17 protein-coding genes and 3 tRNA genes are annotated in these 20,990 nt (G+C 38.8%); 17 read left to right on the top strand and 3 right to left on the bottom strand.

All coding sequences use genetic code 11. The features are described 5' to 3' along the window. Positions 1–70 precede the first annotated feature (70 nt). The 3 genes from ACIP9C_RS22315 to ACIP9C_RS22305 form a co-directional block, all read right to left on the bottom strand. Positions 71–142, bottom strand: a tRNA-Glu gene (locus ACIP9C_RS22315). Between the two features lie 5 nt (positions 143–147). Then, positions 148–224 (bottom strand) — tRNA-Met (locus ACIP9C_RS22310). A gap of 10 nt (positions 225–234) precedes the next feature. Further along, positions 235–309: transfer RNA gene (locus ACIP9C_RS22305), tRNA-Gly, on the bottom strand. 371 nt (positions 310–680) lie between these two features. On the opposite strand from ACIP9C_RS22305, the gene ACIP9C_RS22300 reads away from it, so the two are divergent. The 17 genes from ACIP9C_RS22300 (at position 681) to lysS (ending at position 20,430) form a co-directional block, all read left to right on the top strand. Continuing rightward, positions 681–3,074 (top strand): SpoIIE family protein phosphatase, encoded by a 2,394-nt coding sequence (locus ACIP9C_RS22300; protein ID WP_401014833.1) that lies wholly within the window; start codon positions 681–683, stop codon positions 3,072–3,074. 28 nt (positions 3,075–3,102) lie between these two features. Further along, complete coding sequence (gene tilS / locus ACIP9C_RS22295) at positions 3,103–4,509, top strand: tRNA lysidine(34) synthetase TilS (protein WP_401014830.1); 1,407 nt, start codon at positions 3,103–3,105, stop codon at positions 4,507–4,509. Positions 4,510–4,578: 69 nt separating this feature from the next. Beyond that, the gene (hpt, locus tag ACIP9C_RS22290; RefSeq protein ID WP_228134267.1) at positions 4,579–5,121 is read left to right on the top strand and encodes a hypoxanthine phosphoribosyltransferase; all 543 of its coding nucleotides are present in this window, start codon (positions 4,579–4,581) and stop codon (positions 5,119–5,121) included. 291 nt (positions 5,122–5,412) lie between these two features. Further along, positions 5,413–7,440 (top strand): ATP-dependent zinc metalloprotease FtsH, encoded by a 2,028-nt coding sequence (ftsH, locus tag ACIP9C_RS22285; RefSeq protein WP_401014827.1) that lies wholly within the window; start codon positions 5,413–5,415, stop codon positions 7,438–7,440. Positions 7,441–7,561: 121 nt separating this feature from the next. Further along, entirely contained in the window at positions 7,562–8,395 is an 834-nt protein-coding gene (locus tag ACIP9C_RS22280) for an aldo/keto reductase (protein WP_401014824.1), read from the top strand. Positions 8,396–8,643: 248 nt separating this feature from the next. Then, positions 8,644–9,411: a type III pantothenate kinase gene (locus tag ACIP9C_RS22275; RefSeq protein ID WP_401014821.1), complete on the top strand. Its 768-nt coding sequence runs from the start codon at positions 8,644–8,646 to the stop codon at positions 9,409–9,411. A 19-nt stretch (positions 9,412–9,430) separates the two neighbouring features. Further along, positions 9,431–10,312 (top strand): Hsp33 family molecular chaperone HslO, encoded by an 882-nt coding sequence (gene hslO, locus ACIP9C_RS22270; protein ID WP_401014818.1) that lies wholly within the window; start codon positions 9,431–9,433, stop codon positions 10,310–10,312. Next, positions 10,296–11,261: a peptidyl-prolyl cis-trans isomerase gene (locus ACIP9C_RS22265; protein WP_401014815.1), complete on the top strand. Its 966-nt coding sequence runs from the start codon at positions 10,296–10,298 to the stop codon at positions 11,259–11,261. The genes hslO and ACIP9C_RS22265 overlap by 17 nt, the downstream gene beginning before the upstream one ends. Positions 11,262–11,413: 152 nt before the next feature. Next, positions 11,414–12,343 (top strand): cysteine synthase A, encoded by a 930-nt coding sequence (gene cysK, locus ACIP9C_RS22260; protein ID WP_337980132.1) that lies wholly within the window; start codon positions 11,414–11,416, stop codon positions 12,341–12,343. A 638-nt stretch (positions 12,344–12,981) separates the two neighbouring features. Next, positions 12,982–14,361, top strand: coding sequence for an anthranilate synthase component I family protein (locus ACIP9C_RS22255; RefSeq protein WP_401014914.1), 1,380 nt, complete (start codon positions 12,982–12,984; stop codon positions 14,359–14,361). Next, a complete protein-coding gene (pabA, locus tag ACIP9C_RS22250; RefSeq protein WP_401014811.1) occupies positions 14,358–14,957 on the top strand; it encodes an aminodeoxychorismate/anthranilate synthase component II in 600 nt (199 codons plus the stop codon). Before ACIP9C_RS22255 ends, pabA begins: the two co-directional genes overlap by 4 nt. After that, positions 14,941–15,780 (top strand): aminodeoxychorismate lyase, encoded by an 840-nt coding sequence (pabC, locus tag ACIP9C_RS22245; protein ID WP_401014808.1) that lies wholly within the window; start codon positions 14,941–14,943, stop codon positions 15,778–15,780. The genes pabA and pabC overlap by 17 nt, the downstream gene beginning before the upstream one ends. 13 nt (positions 15,781–15,793) lie before the next feature. Beyond that, entirely contained in the window at positions 15,794–16,648 is an 855-nt protein-coding gene (gene folP, locus ACIP9C_RS22240; RefSeq protein WP_401014806.1) for a dihydropteroate synthase, read from the top strand. Continuing rightward, positions 16,648–17,013: a dihydroneopterin aldolase gene (gene folB / locus ACIP9C_RS22235; protein WP_401014803.1), complete on the top strand. Its 366-nt coding sequence runs from the start codon at positions 16,648–16,650 to the stop codon at positions 17,011–17,013. The genes folP and folB overlap by 1 nt, the downstream gene beginning before the upstream one ends. Further along, on the top strand, positions 17,013–17,534 hold the full coding sequence (gene folK, locus ACIP9C_RS22230) for a 2-amino-4-hydroxy-6-hydroxymethyldihydropteridine diphosphokinase (RefSeq protein ID WP_401014800.1): 522 nt from the start codon (positions 17,013–17,015) through the stop codon (positions 17,532–17,534). The genes folB and folK overlap by 1 nt, the downstream gene beginning before the upstream one ends. A gap of 115 nt (positions 17,535–17,649) precedes the next feature. Then, entirely contained in the window at positions 17,650–18,690 is a 1,041-nt protein-coding gene (dusB, locus tag ACIP9C_RS22225) for a tRNA dihydrouridine synthase DusB (protein ID WP_401014797.1), read from the top strand. A 237-nt stretch (positions 18,691–18,927) separates the two neighbouring features. Next, positions 18,928–20,430, top strand: a complete 1,503-nt coding sequence (lysS, locus tag ACIP9C_RS22220) for a lysine--tRNA ligase (RefSeq protein WP_401014794.1) — start codon at positions 18,928–18,930, stop codon at positions 20,428–20,430. Positions 20,431–20,990: the final 560 nt, after the last annotated feature.

The following is a 20,990-nucleotide window of genomic DNA, read 5'->3' as shown; positions in this document are numbered from 1 at the left end:
GATACTTGTTACTATGTCTGAAACAATAAAAAAACGCCTCAGATGAATATCTGAGACGTTTTTACATGTATGACCCCTACGGGATTCGAACCCGTGTTACCGCCGTGAAAGGGCGGTGTCTTAACCGCTTGACCAAGGGGCCAATTATGGTGGCGGCCGAGGGGATCGAACCCCCGACCTTACGGGTATGAACCGTACGCTCTAGCCAGCTGAGCTAGGCCGCCAAAACAGTATTGGAGCGGAAGACGAGGTTCGAACTCGCGACCCCCACCTTGGCAAGGTGGTGTTCTACCACTGAACTACTTCCGCATGTCTTTTTAAAGGACAAGTTAAATAATACAATCCATCAAACAAAGTGTCAATATCTTTATGAAAAAAGTTTAATAAAAATCTAATAAAATTGAAAAAACGTGTATTAGCTTAATGAAAAGACAAAGAAATGAATAATTTGAACGCGAAAATTGACATTAGTACCATAAATACAGTTAATAGTGGAATATTGCGAAAAATATTTACTGCAAACATGTACAGCTATCCATTTTTTTAGTAGTTACTGACAATTATCGTATTTATGCATATGTATTCGTCGAAATGTTTATATTTTTTTTTGCCATCGTCAGACAATCTTTCCGCACATAATTTCTTATAATAACGAAAAAGTGTAGAAAGGGGATTATGAAATGACTAGTGTTGAATGGTATGAAACAGCGAATGTAGACGACCAAAAATCGGGGGCGAGAAAAAGGCAATTATTTATAGGTTCCCTATTTTTTTTAACATCCTTTTTTTTAGCTCAATCTGTTGTGTTTGAAGCAGCTGTACCTTTCTCTGTACCTTTTTGGGCGATAATTCGCAGTAAGTATAAAGAGTATGCGAAATTCGTATTATTAGGCGGTTTAATAGGCTGCTATTTCCTAGGTTTTGGACAAGTCCTCATTCTAGCATTACAAATAGGCATGTACGAGTGTATAATGCGTTTCCGATATTGGCGACTCCCTCAAAGCATTGCCGTTTCTCTTGCGGTACTAAGCGTGCAAGTACTGTGGCAGGGCATAATGTACCAGGGTCTTCCGCCAGTACTTGTGCAATTTTATGTAGGGTGTGAGGTAGCCTTAGCACTTATTATGACGTTATTTATGCAAGTGCTCTTCGTCAACTCTTATGAGTGGTTTACAAGCAATTGGACATATGAACGGCTTGGCTCAGCACTAGTTGTATTTGCAGCTATGCTAACAGGGATGCAAGCGGTCGTCATTAGCTATTTTTCATTGCCAATTTTTTTATTGCAGCTACTAATTTGTTTTGGTGCATTTGTAGGAAGTGTGCCACTAGCGACAGTTATAGGAGCGATACTTGGAACGCTTATAGGGGTGGCCAAGCTATCGTTTACAGGGATGTTATCTGTAGCTACCTTAACAGGTCTTTGTGCAGGTATGGGAGCACGTGCAGGGAGATTTGGTGTTGCAATCGGTAGTATCCTGCCAAGTGTGTTTTTTTTATTTTATGATGCAACATTACCTTTAGATAGTGTGTATTTCACTTCAATTGCTATAGGCAGTATTATTTTTTTAGTTATTCCTAAAGGCTATTCAGATAAAGTACGGAATAAGCTTTTTCCACAACGGGAAGAAGTGTTATTAGCAAGGCAGCATTGGTTGACAGAGCATGTTACATTTAAGCTAGAGCACTTTCAACACTTTGTTCATTTCATGAAAGAGCTAGTCTTTGAACGCTTTATGACGGCTCCTGTAGCAGTGAAGGAGGAAGTAGCCCCTATGAATACATGTTTAAGCTGTTTTCGCCATGATCGGTGCTGGGGGGCACAAAATAATGGCATGGACAAGCTTATGACGGATTGGTTTCATATGAAAGGGGTAGGGAAGGAATCAGCTATTCACCGAGTAGAAGAACAAATACGTTATAAATGTGTTAAATCAACGAAAATATTCGAGGAGTTAGATACTGAACTTTATAGAGAGCGTATTAATGGCCAGTATTTTCACGGTAAAAAAATGATTGCACTACAGCTACGTGATATGAGTAATCACCTTAATCAGCTCATCGCTGAGATGAAAGAAGAAACGATCTCATTCGTTAGTGTGGAGAAGGATATTGTTCAACGATTGAAGGATGCCCATATAGAATGTTTTCAACTTGATGTGCTAAGCAATAAAGCAGGGGCACGAAAAATAGTGTGTGCTTTAGCACCTGCACGTGTCGATTGGGAAGAGGACACGACATTGGCTGAACGTATGATTTTACCAATTTTATATGATATTTTTGATGAACCATTTGAAATTGAAAAAGTAGTTGAATGTGATGTACCATTTCGTCACATACAAGTAAGCTTTAGGTCAGCTATTAGCTTTGAAGTAGAGTATGATATATATAGCATGTCAAAAGATGCAACACTCTATTCTGGTGACTCCCATGCGCTGTTTCAACTGCATCCAGGGCTATTTGCAATATTATTGTCCGATGGTATGGGACAGAGTAAAGAAGCACAGCATGAGAGTAGAAAATTGATTCATTTAATGCGGGAATGCTTGAATTTCAATATGAATCCCGAGACTGCTATGCATACATTGCATTACGTGATGTCGCTTAAACAACAAGATGATATGTATGCAACGCTTGATTTTGCTCTAGTGGATTTACAACATGGTGATTTATGGTCGTGGAAGGCGGGGGGAATGTCCACCTATATTTTACGAGGTAAAGAGGTGTTGAAAGTAGAAAGTAACGCAGCGCCAGTTGGCTTTTTGTCGATTTCAGCTGTTGAGGCTGAAAAAAGAAAGCTTAAGGCAGGCGATGTCATTCTTATGCATTCAGATGGACTGTTTTCAAGTGTCGCCGATTGGGATGAACAGGAAGAAACATTTTTAGCGTTCGCACAACAGGTAGCAAGCACAAATAAAACAATCCAAGATAAATTAACAACAATTATGCAGTCCTTCCAGACGTATTATGAAATAGAAGATGACTGTACAGTGTTGATGTTAGAAGTTACCCACGTCGTACCAACATGGGCGGTATTTAAACCGGTTCAATATTCCATGAGTAAATCTTCATAAAAGAAAACGAAAAGGGGAGGAGAAGCGTTTGTCATTTGAATTAAAAGTCAAACAATTTATTGATGAAGAGCAATTACTACAGCAAGACGATCATCTTCTCATCGCCGTTTCGGGTGGTGTAGATTCAATGGCATTACTCCATTACTTTGTTAAAACAAAAGAACAATGGGGGATTGAAATCGAGGCAGTGCATGTCGATCATATGTTAAGAGGTGAGGCATCAGCGGAGGATCGAGCTTTTGTGCAAAAATATTGTGATGAATATGGTGTTATCCTGCATTCAACAGCGATTCCAATTCCAGAAATCATAGCGTCAGAAAATGGCAACTCACAGCTAATTTGTCGTAGGGAACGTTATCGTTATTTTGGAGAAATCATACATACAACGATGGCAACCAAGCTTGTAACTGCACATCATGCGGACGACCAACTGGAGTCAGTATTAATGGCCTTGACGAAAAATGCCACGATGAATAGTATGCAAGGTATTCGCTCACAGCGTTTTTTTGAAGGAAAATCATTAATTCGTCCGTTTTTAACGGTTACAAAGTCTGAAATAAGGGAATATTTACAGAAGCAAGGCTTGAATTATCGTGAAGACGCGAGCAATACGAAAGATTCCTACGTAAGAAATCGCTTTAGACACCACGTAGTACCACTATTGGAGGCGGAAAACCCACGTGTAGCTGAGCAGACGAGTCGTTTTACAAAGCATTTGCAAGAGGATGATGCGTACTTAATGACACTTGCACAAGACATATTTTCTAAAACAGTAAAAATATACAATGGAAATATGTATAGTATGGAGATAGAAGCGTTTGAAATGGTAGCACCTGCTTTACAAAGGAGGCTCATTTTAATACTATTAAACTATCTTTACAAAGATTCAAATACGATACAAAGTTATGCTATCTTAACTTCGCTTTCAAAGCTTTGTGAAACAACATCTGGGTATGCTGAAATTCACTTGCCAGAAGGTTTTATAGCAGTTCGCCGTTATGGCAAATTGACGATTCAGAAAAGCGAATCATTAGAAAGTGAAAATTATCCTGAAAATGGGTTTGTTTTGTCAGTTAATGGTGGGACGATATTGACAAATGGTATTCGTTTATCTGTCGTTCAGCTATCTGAATTAGCACCTGAATTGCTTACGGACGCTTCACAACTTTTTTACTTTAACGCTAATAAACTTACACTTCCACTCTATATTAGGGCACGTAAGGAAGGAGACCGAATGCTGTTAAAAGGAATGGATAAGCCCAAACGTTTATCTCGCCTTTTTATAGATGAAAAGATTCCTTTAAATGAGCGAAATAGCTGGCCGTTACTGATTTCTCAATCTGACGAGGTCGTAGCGGTAATTGGTGTGCGTATGGGTATTTACTTTTCAACTACCCCGCAGCCAAGCGATGATACAGTGCTCATCGTAGACTAATGGTCTTTGTAAAATATTTCACCTACATACAGGTTGAAAATTTTTGAAACAACACGAGGAGGAATCGATATGTTACAAAATGACATCGAAAAAATTATGATTACTGAAGAACAACTGCAAGAAAGAATCGCTGTACTAGGTGCCCAATTAACAGAGGAATATAAAGATTCATTCCCGTTAGCTGTTGGCGTACTTAAAGGTGCAATGCCATTTATGACAGACTTGATGAAACGTTTCGATTCTTTTATTGAGCTAGATTTTATGGATGTATCTAGCTATGGTAATGCCACGGTTTCATCTGGCGAAGTAAAGATTTTAAAGGATTTAAATACAAGTGTTGAAGGGCGTGACGTATTAATTATCGAGGACATCATCGATAGCGGATTAACGCTTAGCTACTTAGTTGATCTATTTAAGTATCGTAAAGCAAAATCAATCAAAATTGTTACTCTTTTAGACAAACCATCAGGACGAAAAGTAAATCTAGCTGCTGACTATGTTGGCTTCAAAGTTCCAGATGGCTTTGTAGTTGGTTATGGTTTAGACTACGCGGAAAAATACCGCAACTTACCATACATCGGTATTTTAAAACCGGAAGTTTATTCATTTTAATGCTTAAATATCCGCTTGTTTTACGAGTGGGTACAAGTTAAAGCCTCCAGCGGCTGACATAGGTGTTGTGTCGTTAAGATACTATTCAATTACGGGCACACAAAAGCTGTGCCAAAAAGGAATCACCGGGTGCAAATAGGCTGGGATTGTAATTAGTAGGAATAAATATGTTTAGATTTCGACAAAATTCGAACGAAACTTTTTTTAAGTAAGGCTTTTCGTTGTATGATGAAATCATGATATGTTAAGATTTTACTTATAATTTTTCTGTTTGTAATGAGGAGGCTGGAGATGAATCGAATATTTCGATATACCATATTCTATTTACTGATTTTCCTAGTGATCATTGGTATATTTGGTACTTTCAACGGTGGTAAATCACCGACGAAAGAAATTACTTACCCAGAGTTTTTAGAAGCTCTTGATAAGAATGAAATTACAGAAGCAAAAATTCAACCTGATAAATCAGTATATATTGTTGAAGGTTCCATGAAAGGTTATGAAAAAGGCGAAAGTTTTACAGTTAACCTTCCCCGTGATAACCAATCATTGATGGATCGAATCGATGCAGCTGCTAAGGATAAGAATAGCAATATAGATTTCTTGAAAGCACCAGAAACGAGTGGATGGGTACAGTTCTTTACAGGTATTATTCCATTCATCATTATCATCTTCTTATTCTTCTTCCTAATGAGTCAATCTCAAGGTGGCGGCAATAAAGTAATGAGCTTTGGTAAAAGTAAAGCTAAGCTTTACGATGACCAAAAGAAAAAAGTTCGTTTTACTGATGTAGCGGGTGCAGATGAAGAGAAAGCGGAGCTTGTAGAGGTCGTTGATTTCTTAAAAGATCACCGCAAATTCACTGAAATTGGTGCTCGTATTCCAAAAGGTATCTTACTTGTAGGTCCTCCGGGTACAGGTAAAACATTACTTGCTCGTGCAGTAGCTGGTGAAGCTGGCGTTCCATTCTTCTCGATTTCAGGTTCTGACTTCGTAGAAATGTTTGTCGGCGTAGGTGCTTCACGTGTGCGTGATTTATTTGAAAATGCAAAGAAAAATGCTCCATGTATCATTTTCATTGATGAAATTGATGCTGTTGGTCGTCAACGTGGCGCTGGTCTTGGTGGTGGACACGATGAACGTGAGCAAACATTGAACCAATTACTAGTGGAAATGGATGGCTTTGGTGCGAACGAAGGTATTATTATTATCGCTGCAACAAACCGTCCAGATATCTTAGATAAAGCGTTATTACGTCCAGGTCGTTTTGACCGTCAAATTACAGTAGGTCATCCTGATGTAAAAGGTCGTGAAGCAATTCTAAAAGTGCATGCACGCAATAAGCCTCTATCGGATTCAGTCGATTTAGCAGCTGTAGCACAACGTACTCCAGGTTTCTCTGGTGCGGATTTAGAAAACTTATTAAACGAAGCCGCTCTAGTAGCTGCTCGTAAAAGTAAACGTTCGATTAATATGGCAGATATCGATGAGGCATCTGACCGTGTAATCGCAGGTCCAGCAAAAGCTAGCCGTGTTTACTCAGCAAAAGAGAAAAAGCTTGTATCCTTCCATGAAGCTGGTCACGTTGTAGTTGGTCTTGAACTTGATGAAGCGGATACAGTTCATAAAGTAACGATTGTCCCACGCGGTCAAGCGGGTGGTTATGCAATTATGTTACCTAAGGAAGAACGTTTCTTCACTACGAAACAAGAGCTTTTAGACCGTATTGCAGGTCTACTTGGTGGTCGTGTGGCAGAGGAAATTGTGCTAGGTGAAGTATCTACAGGAGCACATAATGACTTCCAAAAAGTAACAAGTATTGCGCGCGCTATGGTTACTGAATACGGTATGAGTGAAAATCTTGGAGCAATGCAGTTTGGGTCAAGTCAAGGAGGAAATGTATTCCTTGGTCGTGACTTCAATTCAGATCAAAACTACTCTGATTCAGTTGCTTATGAAATCGATAAAGAAATGCAAAAAATTATCGATACGCAATATGAGCGTACTAAACGAATTCTGACAGAAAACCGTCAGTTACTTGATTTAATTGCGACAACATTAATGGAAAAAGAAACATTAAATGCGCAAGAAATTGAGCATTTACGTGATCATGGTGTCCTACCAGAACCGGAAGTGGTGGAAAACGTTGAAGACGAAGCGCCAAAAGCTGAAGCACAACCGTCATTAGAAAAAGTCGGAAAACCTGTTCTTGAAAAAGAATTGCTAAGTGATGCGCCAACTCCAACAACAGCGGATTTACCAAAAGAAGGTTCGGATCAAAATGATGCTCCAAAAGGAATCGACGAAAAGCGTGAGTAATCACGTAAAAGACTGCTTATGAATTTTCATAAGCAGTCTTTTTCTTTGCCTTTTTTTAGTATGAAGCATTAGGATATAAATAGTATATTATGCAGATGCATAATGGATTGGAGTGTTGAACATGGGAAATGTAACATTGAACAATGGTCTAGAAATGCCTTTAGTAGGCTATGGTGTATTCCGTGTGCCAGATGGAGATGATTTGGCTGAGGCTGTTAAAACTGCTATCGCAAAAGGCTACCGTAGTATAGATACTGCGCAAGTGTACCGTAATGAGGAAAGTGTTGGGCGAGGAATTCGCGCAGCAATTGACGAAGGACTAGTTTCTCGCGATGAACTTTTTGTAACTTCTAAAGTTTGGAATGATGGACTTTCTTATGAAGAGACACTTGCCGCATATGATAGTAGTTTAGAAAAATTAGGTTTAGATTATTTAGATTTATATTTAATTCATTGGCCAGGCTTAGATACAAACTATATTGAAGCATATAAAGCACTTGAAAAAATTTATCAGGACGGGCGTGTTCGTTCGATAGGTGTAAGTAATTTCCATGTGCATCATTTAGAACTTTTATTAAAAGAAACTACAGTTATTCCAGTCATCAATCAGATTGAATTCCACCCCCATTTAACGCAAGAAGAAGTGCGTTATTACTGTAAAGAACACGGTATTCAAGTGGAAGCTTGGTCACCTTTAATGAATGGTTCATTGTTAGAGGAAGAGTTGATTCAACAGTTAGCAAGTAAATACAGTAAAACACCAGCGCAAATTGTTTTGCGATATGATGTTCAGCATGATGTTGTAACAATTCCAAAAACAATGACACCAGCACGTATGACAGAGAACTTACATGTTTTTGATTTTGCTTTAACAGATGAGGAAATGGCACAGCTAGATGCAATGAACGACGGCTTGCGTTGTGGCCCTGATCCTGAAAAATTTAATTTTAAATAATGTTTAAGGAGCTACCTTCTAAAATGTAGAGTAGCTCCTTTTATCGTGAGTAGGAATGCTGTTTCAATGTCTTAAAAGTGTGGTATCATTTTCTAAAGTGTTCAAACTTTATTTGGCGCTCATTGAAGCGCCTTCTTAAAATAAAGTAGGAGCGACTTGTCATTGTAGTGGATTTGCACAAATATAATTAACGTTAAATGCAAATTAGCACATGGCATAAAGGTGAATCTGATATGGAGGCATCGTCCATGATTTTAGTTTTGGATGCAGGAAATTCAAATATAGTATTAGGAGTCTACGATACCAATGACCAGCTAGCTTTCCATTGGCGGATGGTAACAGATCTTCATAAAACGGAAGACGAATATGCGATGCAAGTACTTGCTTTTTTTAATCATGCAGGCATTTCATTTGAACAAATTACTGGCATTATTATATCCTCGGTTGTACCACCAATTATGTTTTCATTAGAATCTATGTGTCAAAAGTATTTTCGCAAAAAACCACTAGTAGTTGGACCAGGTGTAAAAACAGGATTAAATATTAAATATGAAAATCCTCGCGAGGTTGGTTCGGATCGTATTGTAAATGCAATAGCAGCACTGGGTGCTTATAAAGCGCCGTTAATTATTGTGGATTTTGGTACAGCGACAACATATTGTTATTTGAATGAAAAAGGCGATTACATGGGTGGCGCTATTGCACCAGGCATTTCTATTTCAACTGAGGCACTTTATACGCAGGCAGCTAGGTTACCGCGTATTGAAATACTGCGTCCTACACATATTGTTGGAAAAACTACCGTTTCTGCGATGCAGGCGGGCATTTTTTATGGTTTTGTTGGGCAAGTTGAGGGCATTGTTAATCGCATGAAAGCACAAAGTAAGGAAGAGCCGCTAGTTATTGCAACAGGTGGATTAGCAAATTTAATTGCTGGAGAGACGCAAGCTATAGATGTTGTCGATCCATTTTTAACATTAAAAGGGTTATATAATTTATATAAACGTAACCAATAGAAAAGAGGGACTTTCATTTATGAAAGATTATTTAGTTCGCGGATTAGGATTCAATGGGCAGGTGCGTGTTTTTGCAGCATGTACAACTGCAACAGTAGGGGAAGCACAACGTCGTCATAATACATGGCCTGTTGTGTCTGCGGCTCTTGGTCGTTCAATGACGGCTGGTGTAATGATGGGAGCTATGTTAAAAGGTGAAGAAAAAATTACAATTAAAGTCGAGGGCAATGGTCCAATCGGCCCTATGGTGATTGACAGTAACGCACGTGGTGAAGTGCGTGGTTTTGTGACAAACCCTCACGTGCATTTTGATTTAAACGAACAAGGCAAATTAGATGTACGAGCTGGTGTTGGTACAGAAGGTGCGTTAACGATAGTAAAAGATCTTGGCTTACGTGATATGTTCTCTGGACAAACACCAATCGTATCTGGCGAAATTGCAGAAGACTTTACTTATTATTTTGCTACATCTGAGCAGGTGCCTTCATCTGTAGGACTTGGCGTATTGGTAAATCCAGATAATTCAATTCTTGCAGCGGGTGGCTTCATTCTTCAGCTTATGCCGGGCTGTGAAGAAGAAACGATTGATGCAATCGAGCAGCATTTAGCAACAATTGAACCTGTATCAAAAATGATTGAAAAAGGCTATACGCCAGAGCAAATTTTAGAGGCTGTACTAGGAGAAGGAAAAGTCCAAATTTTAGATTCAATGCCGGTTGAATTTAAATGCCAATGTTCAAAAGAGCGATTTGGAGCAGCGATTTTAGGCTTAGGTTCACAGGAAATTCAAGAAATGATCGATGAAGATGGTGAGGCAGAAGCTCAATGTCACTTCTGTTTAGAAACGTACCATTTCTCAAAAGAAGAATTAGAAGGGTTTATTGATGAGCTCAACGCGTAATCGTAGACCACAACCATCTTCAACATCAAACCAAACGCCTTTATTGCAGCGCCGTTTAAAAACAAAGCCGGCTTTAATAATTTTTACCATATTATTATTAGGAAATCTTTTATGGTTCATTGCTTGGTTAATTCCAAATAACGGTCAGGAAATCGGTAGCGACGAACAAGTCGCTGCCGTTGATGGTGATGTCATAACACGCCAAGAGTGGATGATCGCTATGGAAGAACGCTATGGTAAAGAGACACTTCAAAATTTAGTTAATGAATCAGTGATGGAAAAGGCAGCCGATAAATATAAAATAAAAGTGTCTGAAAAAGAGATTGATTTAGAGCTTGCGTTAATGCGTTCAGCGCAAGACAAATTCGATACGGCATTGCAAAATTTATCAGCTGAGCAGCTAAAACAGAAAATTCGCTCAGGCCTTATTTTAGATAAAGTACTGACAAAAGATGTAGTTATTAAAGAAGATAGTGTTAAAAAGTACTATGAAGAAAACAAAGCGTTATACAATACTGAAACAAGCTATCGTACGAATTTCATTGAGGTGGATTCAAAGAAGGCAGCTGAAGAAGCGTTAAGTGAACTGAAAAATGGCTCTGATTTTTCCGTGCTTGCACGTGAGATTTCAATTGATAGCGCATCAGCCAGTTTAGGTGGCGATATCGGTTTCCTAACTGAAAAGCAGGGCAATATTGATCCAGCAATTTTAAAGGCAGCGAAAGCTTTATCAGCAAATGAGGTTAGTAAGGCCTTTAAGCTAGATAACGGACATTACGGAATTGTGCAAGTTCAAGAAGTAATAGAAGGTCAATCCTTTACATATGACGATGTGAAAGAACATATCGAACGAGAGCTTGCGTTAGAGCAATTGCAACAATCTATAACACCAGAAGCATTTTGGTCAGAGTTTAAGGCAACTTGGTATTATGGTGAGGCAAAGAAATGATAAAAGGAAGCCAGGGAGTAGCGTACTTTCTGGCTTCTAATAAATATTCTGAAAATATAAGTTTTATTGATTGACAATTCAACTAAAAAATTGATAAAATACAAAATAAGTAAAACCTATAAAAATAGTAGGGATTAGGAGTGAATTAATAAATGAGTAGATTAGCAAACTCGGTAGCTGAATTAGTTGGTAAAACACCAATCGTGAAATTAAATCATGCAACAGGTGAGAACGAAGGTACTGTTTATGTTAAATTAGAATATTTTAACCCAGGAAGTTCTGTAAAAGACCGTTTAGCTTTAGCAATGATCGAAGCTGCTGAACAAGATGGTACGTTAAAACCAGGTGGCACTATTATTGAACCTACTTCAGGTAATACAGGGATTGGATTAGCAATGATCGCTGCAGCTAAAGGATATAAAGCAATCTTAGTAATGCCAGAAACAATGAGTTTAGAGCGCCGTAACCTATTGCGTGCATACGGTGCCGATTTAGTGTTAACACCAGGACCAGCAGGTATGAAAGGTGCTATCGCAAAGGCAGAAGAATTATCTGCAGAACACGGATACTTTTTACCACAACAATTCACAAACCCAGCTAACGCGGTTGTACACCGTTTAACTACAGGTCCAGAAATCGTAGAAGCATTTGATGGCTTAAAATTAGATGCATTTATTGCGGGCGTTGGTACAGGTGGTACGATTACAGGTGCTGGTAGCGTATTAAAAGAGAAATACCCAGAAATTGAAATTATTGCTGTTGAACCAAAAGACTCTCCTGTACTTTCAGGAGGCCAACCAGGTCCACATAAAATCCAAGGTATTGGTGCTGGATTTGTGCCTGCAGTATTAGATACAGATGTTTATTCATCAGTATTCCCTGTGGAAAATGAAATTGCGTTTGATGTAGCTCGTAAAGTTGCGCGTGAAGAGGGTATTCTATGCGGTATTTCTTCAGGAGCGGCGATTTATGCAGCTATCGAAACAGCGAAACGTTTAGGTAAAGGCTCAAATGTTCTTGCAATTGTACCTTCAAACGGTGAGCGTTACTTATCTACACCTTTATATCAATTTGAAGATTAATTCGAATATAAAAAAGGCTCTCCTATGAGTCTTGCACAAAGTAGGCAAACTCAATAAATTGAGTTTGCCTACTTTTTTTGGAACAGCGGTGACGACTTATCTTGATTTCCGTTAAAGTTTCTTATGTGTGCAATGTTTGTTGCGCCTTACGTTTTGAGCGTTCTAAGATGCGCGAAAATAAAAGGTTTATTTCAAAATTTTTTACTATGATATTCCTTTTGCGCAAACGACTTTGGAAAGAAGATGTAGGTTTATATTCACCTCGAAATTTTAGAACGCTCCGTTTTGTGGGATGTGTGACACTTCTGCATAAACAGCATGAATGGAAAATCAGTTGGAGCCGTGCCTGCGGAAATGAAGCGCACGAAACAGAAATCAACGGTTTGTCTACACTCCAAAGAGACACCTATTATGGGAGTCTTTTTATTTTTGCGATTTTGTGAAAGAAACGGTGCGGACGTTACTAAATAGTATTGGCATTGTGCTTGCGATCTGTTGTGGTAAGTGGGGTGTTTATAGTTATTTTTTGTTAGCAAAAAATATTCGCATCTTTTCATTTTTCTAGTTAAGATGGAATCACATCATATGATTCAAAGGGGAATAGCAACGTGAATACATTATCAACCAAATCAATGAAGATGGACGCAGACGCGTTTTTTTATAGCTATAAGAAACAAACAGAACATGAACAAGCCCATGTTTTTTTAGAGAGTGGGCGTGGGGGGCACTATTCGATTGCGGCTTGGCAACCTTTAGCAACAGCCCAATCAATTGAAGGTGGTTTGCTAGTCAAGTGGAGAAATGGGAACAGTGAAATGTTAACTGGCGAGCCGCTTGATTTACTAGAACAATTAGTAGCTACTTATCAATTGACTTATGACCCTAAGCTACCAGTTTTTCAGGGGGGTGCTATTGGCTTTGTGTCTTACGATTACGCTCGAAAAATTGAAGAGCTGCCTAAAGTGGCATCGGATGATTTAATGGTGCCCGATATTTATTTTTATTTATTTGACTGTTGGGCGGTACATGATGTCACGACAAACGCAGTAACGCTTATGAAGTTAACAGACAGCGATGTGAATTTAGAGGAGCGCGCGCATGCATGGCAAGTAGCGGCACAGGAAGGTTTACATTTACGAAAATTTGAAAAGACAAGTGCTGTTGAAGTAGTGAATGATGAAAGTGAATTACTTGTGTCATTCGCAGGAACAGATTTCGAAGCTGCAGTGAGAAAAATCCAAACGTATATAGCACAGGGTGACGTGTTTCAGGTGAATTTATCGGTGCGTCAATCTAAAAAGTTAAATGCTACTGCGATGGATGTGTATGAGGCATTACGTGCGTTTAATCCGTCGCCATATATGGCATATATTGAAGCGCCTGAGTTTGCTGTTGTGTCGGGATCTCCTGAGTTACTAGTAAAGCGTCATGGTAATGAGTTATCAACACGACCAATAGCAGGCACTCGTCCGAGAGGAAAGTCGGAAGAAGAAGATATTGCATTGGCGAAAGAATTAATTGATAACGAGAAAGAGCGAGCTGAGCATGTAATGCTTGTAGATTTAGAGCGTAATGATTTAGGGAGAGTTTCAGCATACGGTACTGTTGAAGTAGACGAGTTTATGGTAATTGAACGCTATTCACATGTAATGCATATTGTGTCAAATGTTCGTGGTGAAATAGCTGAAGGCAAGACAAATGCAGATGTTGTACGAGCGATGTTCCCAGGCGGTACGATTACGGGGGCACCTAAAATTCGTACGATGGAAATTATTGAAGAACTAGAGCCAGTACGTCGAGGATTATACACAGGCTCAATTGGCTGGCTAGGCTATACAGGGGATATGGAATTAAATATTGTTATTCGAACAGCATTTGTAAAAGACGGAATGGCTCATATACAAGCTGGTGCGGGTATTGTTATAGATTCTGTTCCAGAAAGAGAATACCAAGAGTCTCTAAATAAAGCAAAAGCGATGTGGCAGGCTAAGGCGATGGCGGAGGAGCGAGCAAAATGATTTTAATGATTGATAACTATGATTCTTTTACATATAATCTTGTGCAGTATTTTGGAGAGTTTGGACATGAGTTAATAGTGAAAAGAAACGATTCATTAACAGTTGAAGATATTGAAAAACTTGCGCCAGATATGATTGTTATTTCACCAGGACCTTGTAGTCCGAACGAAGCTGGTGAAAGTTTAGAGATTATTCGATATTTCGCGGGAAATATTCCTATTTTAGGTGTTTGTCTCGGACATCAAGCAATTGCTCAAGTATTTGGTGGTAATGTTATTCGTGCTGAGCGTTTAATGCATGGCAAAACGTCTCCCGTTTTACATGCGGAAATAGGACTACATGCAGGTATGCCAAATCCATTTAAAGCAACACGTTATCATTCCCTTATTGTGGAGAAAGAGTCATTACCAGAATGCTTTGACGTAACTGCATGGACTGAAGAAGGAGAAATTATGGGTATTCGTCATAAAGACTATCCAATTGAAGGTGTGCAATATCATCCGGAATCTATTATGACGGAACAGGGGAAAAAGCTGCTGCATCATTTTATCGAATTGTACGTACAAGGAGCGAAGCAAAATGCAGTGCTGGATTAATGGGAATTATGTAGCGGCGGATGAATTACGGATCTCACCATTTGACCACGGCTTTTTATATGGGTTAGGTTTTTTTGAGACATTTCGTACTTACGACGGAAAAGTGCTGTTTTGGGATGCGCATATGGAAAGATTACAAGCAGCACTATCGCAATTCCATATTCACATGCCATATACAAAGCAAAATTTGCTTGCTGTTTTTGAACAACTAAATGCAGCGGCGGATGGAACAGATGGTTATTTTCGTGTAAATATATCTGCTGGTGAGCATGGTATTGGTTTACAACCGAGGGAGTATACGCAACCAAATGTTATTGTCTTTCGTAAAGAATTACTTGATGCACCTCGTGGGAAAGAAAAAACTGCACAATGGCTAGAGACAAGACGGAATACGCCTGAAGGAGCGTATCGTGTAAAGTCACATCATTATGGCAATAACGTTTTAGGAAGATTTGAAATACCTTCATTAGCCGCGCAGGAAGGTTTCTTTTTAACAGAAGAAGGTTATGTTGCTGAAGGTATCACATCAAATATTTTCTGGGTGAAAAATGATATACTATATACGCCTTCTTTAGAAGCTGGTATTTTACCAGGGATAACGCGAGCGTGGGTAATTGAGCGCGCACAATCACTAGGAATTGAAGTACAAGAAGGTCTTTTTACTAAAAATGATGTGGAACAAGGGTGCGAATGTTTTATTACAAACTCTGTGCAAGAGCTTGTTCCCATTTGTAGAATAGAAGATATACAGTTGTTAGGCAATAAGGGACCTATTTATTTGCGTTTACATGAAGCATTTGTCAAAGAAGTGGAACAAGAATAGAAGGAGCGTCAACATGCTAGAAAAATATATAACACCGTTAACAATTAACGGGATTACATTAGATTATACAAGCGAAACATTCGTAATGGGTATTTTAAATGTCACGCCAGATTCTTTTTCAGACGGAGGAAAATACAATAACGTCGAGGCGGCAGTAGAACAAGCTAAAAAAATGGTGGCTGATGGTGCAAAAATTATTGATGTAGGCGGAGAATCAACACGCCCTGGCTATGAGCGTATTTCTGATGAAGATGAAATTGCTCGCATTGTACCAGTAATTCAGGCGCTAATAGCAGAAGTGCCTGCAATTATTTCAGTTGATACGTATAAAGCGAACGTAGCCCGTGCAGCAATTGAAGCGGGTGCGCATATTATTAACGATATTTGGGGTGCGAAATCAGAACCTGCCATTGCACAGGTTGCTGCAGAACTAAATGTACCTATAATTTTAATGCATAATCGTGAAAATATAGACTACGGAGCTGATTTTTGGAAAACAGCAAAGGCTGATCTTGAAGAAAGTATTGCGATTGCGAAAAATGCGGGTGTGCCGGACACGCATATTATTTTGGATCCGGGTATTGGGTTTGCTAAAACAACATCCCATAACATTGCTATGATGCAGCATCTTGCTAATTTAGTGGACATGGGTTACCCGGTGTTATTAGCAACTTCCCGTAAATCGATGATCGGCAATGTATTGCAGCTTCCTGTAGAAGAACGTATAGAAGGAACAATTGCAACCGTTGTTTATGGTATTGAAAAAGGCTGCCATATGATTCGTGTGCATGATGTGAAAGAAATGGCACGTGCTTCGCAGATGACAGATGTGTTAGTCGGCAAACGTATATACGAGGAGGAAGCATAATGGACTATATTCATTTGAAGGATATGCAGTTTTATGGTTACCACGGTGTTTTAGCGGCAGAAACAACACTTGGTCAGCGCTTTCGTGCCAATGTTTCGCTTGCGGTTGATATGACAGAGGCGGGAGAAACAGATGATTTAAAGTACACGGTAAATTATGCGGAAGTGTATGAGGTATGTCGTGACATTGTTGAGGGTGAGCCGCTTAAGTTAATAGAAGCACTTGTATCGAAAATTGCAAACAGTATACTCTCTGCTTACCCTGACAAGGTGAAAGGTGTTCGAGTTGAGCTCATTAAACCAGATCCTCCGATACATGGTTATTATAAAGAAGTTTCAGTTGAGCTTATTAGAGGTGATTTCTAATGAATGATGTGTATCTATCAATTGGAACAAATATTGGTGAGCGCTATGAAAACCTTCAGCATGCCATCGAGCTTTTAATAGAAAAAGAAGGGGTAGAGGTTGTCCGTATATCTTCTATATATGAAACAGCTGCTGTAGGTTACACTGACCAAGCGGACTTTTTAAATATTGCGGTTTATATTAGAACGAGCTACTCTTCTTCGGAGATGCTTAAGGTTTGTCAGTCAGTAGAGAATGAGCTAGGGCGTGTTCGAGAGTTTCGATGGGGACCTCGAATCATTGACCTTGACATTTTGCTCTACAATCACGAAAATATTGAAACAGAGAGTTTGCTTGTGCCACATCCAAGAATGTATGAACGAGCTTTCGTGTTAGTGCCACTCATAGAAATTACACCTACACCAGTAGGAGAGCAATTACAACGAGCGCATGAAACGCTGAAACAGTTAAATTGCCAAGAGGAAGGCATAATGCTATGGAAGGAATCATCGGATACGAGATTTATGCCGTCTATGAAGTAACGGGCATAAGTGATGATACCTTATTATTTGTGGTTAACTTAACAATAACTGCCTAAGCATTAACAATAGATCTTTAGGAATGTAGGGTAAAGCCCGTAGAAGGAGGAAATCGACGTTGAGTCAGACAACTGAGAAGCCGTTTCAAATTGGCGATATTGTCATGGACAACCGTGTCGTCTTAGCACCAATGGCTGGGATTTGTAACTCTGCTTTCCGATTAACAGTAAAAGAATTTGGAGCAGGGCTTGTATATGCCGAAATGATTAGTGATAAAGGGATTGTTAATAAAAACGAAAAAACGTTAGGTATGCTTTATATCGATGAACGAGAAAACCCCCTTTCATTACAAATTTTTGGCGGAGATAAAACAACATTAGTAGAAGCGGCGAAGTATGTAGACGAAAACACAACTGCTGATATTATTGATATTAATATGGGCTGTCCGGTAAATAAAATTATTAAGTGTGAAGCAGGCGCTCGTTTACTTTTAGATCCAAACAAAATATATGAAATGGTAGCAGCTGTTGTAGATGCTGTGAAAAAGCCAGTCAGCGTAAAAATGCGTATTGGCTGGGACGATGAACATGTCTTTGCTGTAGAAAATGCACAGGCTGTAGAACGTGCTGGCGCTTCAGCGGTAGCGGTTCATGGTCGTACCCGTGTGCAAATGTATGAAGGTAAAGCAAATTGGGATATTATTCGTCAAGTAAAGGAAAATGTAAATATTCCTGTGCTTGGCAATGGCGACGTTGAAACACCGCAAGATGCAAAACGTATGCTTGATACAACGGGTGTTGATGCGGTCATGATAGGACGTGCGGCATTAGGTAATCCATGGATGATTTATCGTACAGTTCAATATCTTGAAACAGGTGAGTTAAAAGACGAGCCGGGGGTTCGTGAAAAAATGGATGTATGTTTACTGCACTTTGAACGTCTATTACAATTAAAAGGCGAGAGTGTGGCTGTGCGCGAAATGCGGAAACACGCATCATGGTATTTAAAAGGTATTCGCGGTAACGGCAAAGCTCGTAGTGCCATTAACCAAACCGAAACAGCAGTAGAGCTACGCGCTATACTAAATGGGATTGTGCAAGAGTATGAAGAACTTGAGTCCGGAATTTTTGCGCCAGAGCAGAAAGAATTAATCGTATAAAGTGAAAAGAGGTGTCTCAATTTTATTTTGAGAGGCCTCTTTTTTATGTGATTCATGGAAAGATAGATATAGAACAAACTAGTGTATAAGGAATAAAACTTTTTAAGCTTACTTTAATTTTTAGAATTATTAATAATTTTAACTCTTTTGGAAATTAAACCGAAACAGATGAATACAGCTTTAAAATTGTGTACAATAGAAATATTATGGACGTAAACGCGGACAATTTAATAAGGAGTGAAACAAGTGTCAAACATAGAAGAATTAAATGATCAGCTTTTGGTGAGACGTCAAAAGATGACTGCTATTCAAGAGAACGGACAAGATCCATTTGGTAGTCGATTTGAACGTACACATTTATCGACAGAAGTGCGTGAACAATTTGCAGATCAAACAAAAGAACAGCTAGAAGAAAACTTACAAGAAGTTATTATCGCAGGTCGTATTATGACAAAGCGCGGTAAAGGGAAAGCTGGATTTGCACATATTCAAGATTTAGGTGGCCAAATTCAAATCTACGTTCGTCAGGACCACGTTGGTGAAGAAGCTTATGACTTATTTAAACAAGCTGACCTAGGCGATATCGTAGGTGTACGTGGTAACGTATTCCGTACGCAAGTGGGAGAACTTTCAGTAAAGGCTGAAGGATTTACATTCCTAACAAAAGCGCTACGTCCTATGCCTGAAAAATTCCATGGCTTACAAGATGTAGAACAACGTTACCGTCAACGTTATTTAGATTTAATGACGAACGAAGATAGCAAAAATACATTTATTACACGTTCTAAAATTATACGTGCTATTCGCAACTATTTAGATAACGCAGGTTATTTAGAGGTGGAAACACCAATGCTTCATACTATTGCTGGTGGTGCAGCGGCACGTCCATTCATTACTCACCACAACGCACTTGATATGGAACTATATATGCGTATCGCTATCGAGCTGCACTTAAAACGTTTAATCGTTGGTGGACTAGAAAAGGTCTATGAAATTGGTCGTGTATTCCGTAACGAAGGAATCTCAACTCGTCACAATCCGGAGTTCACAATGATTGAGCTGTACGAAGCTTATGCGGACTACAAAGATATTATGTCATTAACAGAAAACTTAATTGCACATGTAGCACAAGAAGTACTAGGCACAACGTTAGTACAATACGGTGAAGATCAAATCAACCTAGCAGTAGGTTGGAGACGTGTTCACATGGTAGATGCTGTTAAAGAAGCTACAGGTGTAGATTTCTGGCAACCAATGACGAAAGAACAAGCTCAGGCACTTGCTCAAGAGCATGGAGTAGAAGTAAAGGCTGCGCACGAAGTCGGCCATATTATTAACGAATTCTTCGAGCAAAAAGTAGAAGAAACTCTTGTACAACCAACATTTGTGTTCGGTCACCCAGTAGAAATCTCTCCTTTAGCGAAGAAAAATCCAGAGGACGAGCGTTTTACAGATCGTTTTGAATTGTTTATCGTGCGTCGTGAGCATGCAAATGCCTTTACAGAACTAAATGACCCAATCGATCAACGCGAACGCTTTGAGGCACAATTAGCTGAAAAAGAAGCTGGTAATGACGAAGCGCACGAAATGGATAATGACTTTATTGAAGCTTTAGAATTCGGTATGCCGCCAACAGGTGGTTTAGGTATAGGTATCGACCGTTTAATTATGCTTCTTACAAACTCTCCATCAATTCGTGACGTATTATTATTCCCAACAATGCGCCACACTACAAAATAATATCTTAATGAGGAGATCCTTTATCAAAAGGGTCTCTTTATTTTATTGTGAAATTACAAAAACAGAGGTATAGTAATAACAATGTTTTAAAGTAATAATAAATGCAATAACTTTGAAGCTAGAATAAGCTATTAATAGCTTACTAATGACGTTTTTTTTATAAAATGATATTTTTGTAGAAAAACACTTGCACAGATTATAGAATCGTGTTAAATTATTACTTGTCGCTAAGACGACGAAACATTAAGTATTACAAAACATTAATAACACACAAAAAAGTGTTGACATCAACATTGTAAAGTGGTAAGATTTAAAAGTTGTCATTTCTTAAGGAAATAAAATATTTCAAAAAGTTGTTGACAAAGAAAATCGAAAATGTTATTATATAAAAGTTGCTGAAAATAACTGGTAACGAAATGAACCTTGAAAACTGAACAAGCAAAACGTAATCAATATAGTTTTTACTAGCTAACTTCGTTAGTGAACGAAACAAAATTTTGGACATCAAAATTGATGCCAGCAAAACAATTTGAGCTAATCAAATTTCTTTTATGGAGAGT

The organism is Lysinibacillus sp. NPDC093210, from assembly GCF_044753985.1.
Taxonomy (GTDB): domain Bacteria; phylum Bacillota; class Bacilli; order Bacillales_A; family Planococcaceae; genus Lysinibacillus.
The sequence above is the reverse complement of the archived record's forward strand: the minus strand, read 5'-3'. Positions and strand labels throughout refer to the sequence as shown.

Coding starts and splice junctions, on each gene's coding strand:
- ACIP9C_RS22275 (WP_401014821.1), top strand. CDS start 8,644: ATGATTTTAGTTTTGGATGCAGGAAATTCAAATATAGTATTAGGAGTC.
- ACIP9C_RS22265 (WP_401014815.1), top strand. CDS start 10,296: ATGAGCTCAACGCGTAATCGTAGACCACAACCATCTTCAACATCAAAC.
- hslO (WP_401014818.1), top strand. CDS start 9,431: ATGAAAGATTATTTAGTTCGCGGATTAGGATTCAATGGGCAGGTGCGT.
- cysK (WP_337980132.1), top strand. CDS start 11,414: ATGAGTAGATTAGCAAACTCGGTAGCTGAATTAGTTGGTAAAACACCA.
- folK (WP_401014800.1), top strand. CDS start 17,013: ATGAATGATGTGTATCTATCAATTGGAACAAATATTGGTGAGCGCTAT.
- ftsH (WP_401014827.1), top strand. CDS start 5,413: ATGAATCGAATATTTCGATATACCATATTCTATTTACTGATTTTCCTA.
- ACIP9C_RS22300 (WP_401014833.1), top strand. CDS start 681: ATGACTAGTGTTGAATGGTATGAAACAGCGAATGTAGACGACCAAAAA.
- pabC (WP_401014808.1), top strand. CDS start 14,941: ATGCAGTGCTGGATTAATGGGAATTATGTAGCGGCGGATGAATTACGG.
- folP (WP_401014806.1), top strand. CDS start 15,794: ATGCTAGAAAAATATATAACACCGTTAACAATTAACGGGATTACATTA.
- folB (WP_401014803.1), top strand. CDS start 16,648: ATGGACTATATTCATTTGAAGGATATGCAGTTTTATGGTTACCACGGT.
- hpt (WP_228134267.1), top strand. CDS start 4,579: ATGTTACAAAATGACATCGAAAAAATTATGATTACTGAAGAACAACTG.
- ACIP9C_RS22280 (WP_401014824.1), top strand. CDS start 7,562: ATGGGAAATGTAACATTGAACAATGGTCTAGAAATGCCTTTAGTAGGC.
- ACIP9C_RS22255 (WP_401014914.1), top strand. CDS start 12,982: ATGGACGCAGACGCGTTTTTTTATAGCTATAAGAAACAAACAGAACAT.
- pabA (WP_401014811.1), top strand. CDS start 14,358: ATGATTTTAATGATTGATAACTATGATTCTTTTACATATAATCTTGTG.